The 4,780-nt window shown below is 44.3% G+C and carries 6 protein-coding genes; 1 reads left to right on the forward strand and 5 read right to left on the reverse strand.

Annotated features, from left to right (window positions below; translation table 11 throughout):
- Positions 1 to 1,731: excinuclease ABC subunit UvrC (gene uvrC, locus AC1DWN_RS28175; RefSeq protein ID WP_477562197.1), on the reverse strand; the 1,731-nt coding region annotated here is incomplete at its 3' end.
- A gap of 205 nt (positions 1,732 to 1,936) precedes the next feature.
- Between uvrC and AC1DWN_RS28180 the strand changes: the two genes are divergently transcribed.
- On the forward strand, positions 1,937 to 2,083 hold the full coding sequence (locus AC1DWN_RS28180) for a YqzM family protein (protein ID WP_477562198.1): 147 nt from the start codon (positions 1,937 to 1,939) through the stop codon (positions 2,081 to 2,083).
- 94 nt (positions 2,084 to 2,177) lie between these two features.
- Here AC1DWN_RS28180 and AC1DWN_RS28185 read toward each other — a convergent pair whose 3' ends face one another.
- The 4 genes from AC1DWN_RS28185 to AC1DWN_RS28200 all read right to left on the reverse strand — a co-directional run.
- Positions 2,178 to 2,417, reverse strand: a complete 240-nt coding sequence (locus AC1DWN_RS28185) for a YezD family protein (RefSeq protein ID WP_477562199.1) — start codon at positions 2,415 to 2,417, stop codon at positions 2,178 to 2,180.
- 25 nt (positions 2,418 to 2,442) lie between these two features.
- The gene (gene cysW / locus AC1DWN_RS28190) at positions 2,443 to 3,324 is read right to left on the reverse strand and encodes a sulfate ABC transporter permease subunit CysW (protein ID WP_477562200.1); all 882 of its coding nucleotides are present in this window, start codon (positions 3,322 to 3,324) and stop codon (positions 2,443 to 2,445) included.
- Between the two features lie 58 nt (positions 3,325 to 3,382).
- Positions 3,383 to 4,216, reverse strand: a complete 834-nt coding sequence (gene cysT, locus AC1DWN_RS28195; protein ID WP_477562201.1) for a sulfate ABC transporter permease subunit CysT — start codon at positions 4,214 to 4,216, stop codon at positions 3,383 to 3,385.
- A 34-nt stretch (positions 4,217 to 4,250) separates the two neighbouring features.
- Positions 4,251 to 4,780: sulfate ABC transporter substrate-binding protein (locus AC1DWN_RS28200; RefSeq protein WP_477562202.1), on the reverse strand; the 530-nt coding region annotated here is incomplete at its 5' end.

Below are 4,780 nucleotides of genomic sequence, written 5' to 3' on the forward strand. Positions count from 1 at the left end.
CTCCACCATTGATTTGCCGCGCTGCTCCCTATGGAATGTAATTGCAAACCGATGCACTTCGTCTTGAATGCGCTGCAGTAAATAAAACTCTTGGCTGTCCCTCGGCAAAGGAACAATTTCTGCYGGATCTCCTGTCATTAACTGCGCTGTTTTATGCTTCGCATCCTTAACTAGTCCACAAACGGGGATATATAAACCGAGCTCATTGACTAAGACATCCAGAGCCGCCGATATTTGCCCCTTGCCACCATCAACTACAATAAGATCGGGAGCTTTTAGCTCCTCCTTCAATACGCGCTCATAACGGCGCCTGATAACCTCACGCATTGTTTCATAATCATCAGGTCCTTGTACCGTCTTCACTTTATATTTGCGGTATTCCTTGCGATCAGGCTTACCGTCCGTAAACACAACCATCGCTGATACAGGATTAGTCCCCTGTATATTTGAGTTATCAAATGCCTCGATGCGGTGCACCTCTTCCAAACCAAGCCACCCTGCAAGTGATTCGGATGCCTTGACGCTTCGTTCCTCATCGCGCTCAATCAACCGGAACTTCTCGTCCAGCATCACCTTTGCATTGTCTATAGCCATTGTCACTACCTCGCTTTTACGACCCCGCTGAGGCATTAACACCTTCACCTTCAACCAGTTATGCAAGGAAGCAATCGCATCATCTGCACGCGAGTCAGAAGCTTCCACCACCTCTGCCTCAACTGGCTCCTGTGAAAGCTCCGCTTGCGCCAGCTCAGGTGGAATAGGCAGCAATATCTGCTTTGGCAGCGCAGGATTATCGCTATAATATTGCGTCACGAACGTCATGAAATCATCATATTCTTCGCCATAATAAGGGAAGGTAGATCCATGACGCTCAATAAGCTTGCCTTGCCGCATATATAAGATTTGAACGCACATCCAGCCTTTATCTACCGCATATCCGAATACATCGCGGTCCAGCGCATCAGACATTGTAATCTTCTGCTTCTCCATAACAGCCTCAATTGCAATAAGTTGATCGCGAAATTCCTTGGCTCGTTCGAATTCGAGCTGCTCTGCCGCTTCCTCCATTTTGCGTTGGAGCTCGTTCTTAACAACATCCTGTCCCCCATTTAGGAAACGTGTTATTTCTTGAATCATCTTATCGTATGACTCCTGCTCCACATCAAACTCACAAGGCGCGATACATTGTCCTAAATGATAATAGAGGCATACTTTTTCCGGCAACGTTTTACATTTACGCAGCGGGTATAAGCGATCTAACAGCTTCTTCGTTTGCTGCGCTGCATACGCATTGGGGTATGGGCCAAAGTATTTGCCCTTATCCTTCACAATGCGCCGTGTCACCTCTAATTTCGGATGCTTTTCATTCGTAATTTTAATATAAGGAAAAGATTTGTCATCCTTCAAAAGAACGTTATAACGCGGATGATATTGTTTAATTAAATTACATTCCAAAATAAGGGCTTCCATATTGCTTGAAGTCACAATAAATTCAAAATCGCGAATTTCTGATACCAATCGCTGGGTCTTGCCGTTATGGCTCCCATTAAAATAAGAGCGCACGCGGTTTTTCAGCACTTTCGCCTTACCGACATATATGATGACGCCTTCGCTATTTTTCATTAAATAACAACCCGATTGATCCGGGAGCAATGCTAGTTTATTACGTATCGTTTCTTTAGCTGCCGCTAGCGTTTCTTCCTGCGACCGCACCGTTTGCTGCTCATCCATGCTCTCGCCTCCGAATACCAATAGATCCTGTTCACATTTTATCATAATTGAGCCTTACTTTGTCTTACAATTGTCACCTATATTGGCTTTACAACTGTTCTTTAGTTTGGGTATACTAATAAAAGCTGAATTAACCGATACTGAATAGAGACGACCGCTTATGGTTGTAACTGGAGCAATCGGTCTTTCAAGGAGGACGTCAACGATGGAAAATGTTAGAGATCCGCGCGAGCACTTCAATGAAGAGCCTCGCCACGATTTGATGGATGTTGTATTCGGCTTTGGTGGTATGCTCGGTCTAATGACTGTTATATTCGCTGTAGCTGTTATAATCAAATTCATCATTTCGTAATGAATGGAAGGAAGCTTGCAAGCTTCCTTCTAATCAGCAGAAAAAAAACTCCGTACTCTCGGCTTTCGCCGAAGATACGGAGTTTTTTTACTTGTTATTGAACAATGCGAAGTGCTTCCCCTCCACCGCTAGACTGGCCGTCACGTGATTTGGACTGCTGCTCGGACGGAGCCTGCTTTTGAGAGGGACCTTCATATCTTGTTCTTTCCGTCCGGTCAATTTGTACAATTCTYCCATCATGGACAGTAATCGTTACATGACCATAACTAATCCCGCTTACCTGGTCCACGATTCTCTCCAACCATTGCTGATCAACCTCTAACGGTTTTGCCATTGCCGATCCCTCCAATTTTAATCATTTACTCGGTTTCTAACGGTTTTTGCTGAGCAGATTTCCATTCCACGATGCTTTTCACTACTAGAGTTAAAACAGCAAGCATAACTAGCAAAGAAGCAACTGCAAACGAAGCTGAAAACTGATACTCATTATACAAAATCTCAATATGAAGCGGTAATGTATTCGTTTCACCGCGGATATGACCAGATACGACAGATACCGCGCCGAACTCTCCCATTGCTCTAGCATTACAAAGGATAACTCCATATAGAAGTCCCCATTTTATATTAGGTAATGTTACTTTCCAAAAAATCTGCCAGCCCTTTGCTCCGAGACTTGCTGCTGCTTCCTCTTCTTGTACGCCTTGCGCCTGCATAAGTGGAATAAGCTCACGAGCTACAAACGGCACCGTTACAAAGACGGTAGCAAGCACGATACCTGGCAATGCAAATATAATTTGAATGCCGCGTTCATCAAGCCATGGACCAAGAAAACCTTGTGCACCAAACATGAGTACGTAGATTAACCCGGATATAACCGGTGATACTGCAAACGGCAAATCGATTAATGTAATCAAAATATTTTTACCTCGAAATCGAAATTTACTAATTGCCCACGCAGCTGCCACGCCGAAAACGGTATTAATAGGAACAGCAATTATTGCTACTAGTAATGTAAGCCTAAGTGCGGACAACGCATCCGGCTCCGTTATCGAATCGATATAGACGCCAACACCCTTTTTAAATGCCTCAATGAATACAGATGCTAGCGGCAAAACGACAATAAATGCGAGAAACAGCATTGCAATTCCAATAAGCAGCCATCGAACAGGTGCTGATTCGTTTATATGTTGTGGACGCTTCGATGATTCTTCAGATGTGTGTACAGTAATTGCTCCAGCCATTGCTGTCATCCCCTTCTAAATGGTTATACGAAACATGATTTCATTCGTAAACATATGACTAGTCAGATACTGTACGACGATTCATGCGCCATTGCAGTAAATTGATGACCAGCAACATTAGAAAGGAAACAACGAGCATTACAAGCGCAATTGCCGTGGCTCCTGCATAATCGTACTGCTCAAGCTTGGTCATGATAAGCAGCGGTGTAATTTCAGTCTTCATTGGCATATTGCCAGAAATGAACACGACCGAGCCATATTCACCAATGCCTCTTGCAAATGCCAACGCGAACCCTGTTAACAACGATGGCATGAGCTCAGGCAAGATGACTTTCCAGAAGGTTCGCAATCGATGTGCACCTAGCATAACTGCAGCTTCTTCTGTCTCTTTATCCATGTCCTGCAGCACAGGCTGTACGGTCCGAACGACAAACGGCAAGCCAATAAAAATAAGTGCGATCGTGATTCCTATTGGTGAATAGGCAACCTTTATACCCAGCGGCTCTAGCATGGATCCAATCCATCCGTTTGGTGCATAAATGGCTGTTAATGCAATCCCAGCTACTGCAGTAGGCAGCGCAAATGGCAAGTCGACTAAGCTGTCAATTATCTTTATACCGGGAAACCGATAACGAACGAGAACCCATGCAATTAATAAACCAAATACAGCATTAACCAGTCCCGCTAGAAAGGCAGTTGTAAAGCTAATTCGATAGGAAGCAACTACACGAGCATTCGTAACGGTACTCCAAAACTCAGACCAACTCAGCTCTGCCGTTTTAAAAAAAACGGCAGCGAGCGGAATCAATACGATAATACTCAAGTAAAATAATGTAAATCCGAGCGATAAACCAAAACCCGGCAGCACGTTACGGGACTTGGAACCTTTCATGTGAGGTCAGCTCCACTCTTCTTCTAATCGTACGTTAAGATCCAGGTGTGTAAATTTTGTCGAAAATACCGCCATCGGCGAAATGTTTCGTTTGAGCTACTTTCCAGCCGCCAAAATCTTTGTCTATGGACAGCAGCTCAAGTGTTTTAAACTGATCGGTGTACTTCGCTGCTACTGTTTCGGAAGTAGGACGATAATAGTTTTTTGCAGCGATTTCTTGGCCTTCTTCAGTATATAAGTATTTCAGGTATGCCTCTGCCACTTCACGAGAACCCCGGTCATCAACAACTTTGTCCACGACTGCTACAGGAGGCTCAGCCAAAATACTAAGRGAAGGGTATATGATTTCGAATTTATCTGGACCCAGCTCATTAATCGATAAGAAGGCTTCATTTTCCCAAGCAAGCAATACATCGCCAATTCCGCGTTCAACGAAAGTAGTCGTTGATCCACGTGCTCCGGAATCCAATACGGGTACGTTTTTGAATAGCTTACCTACAAACTCTTGCGCTTTAGCTTCATCGTTTCCATTTTGTTTCAGTGCGTAGCCCCATGCCGCAAGGT

The sequence above is a fragment of the Paenibacillus sp. P4_A7 genome (assembly GCF_056402455.1).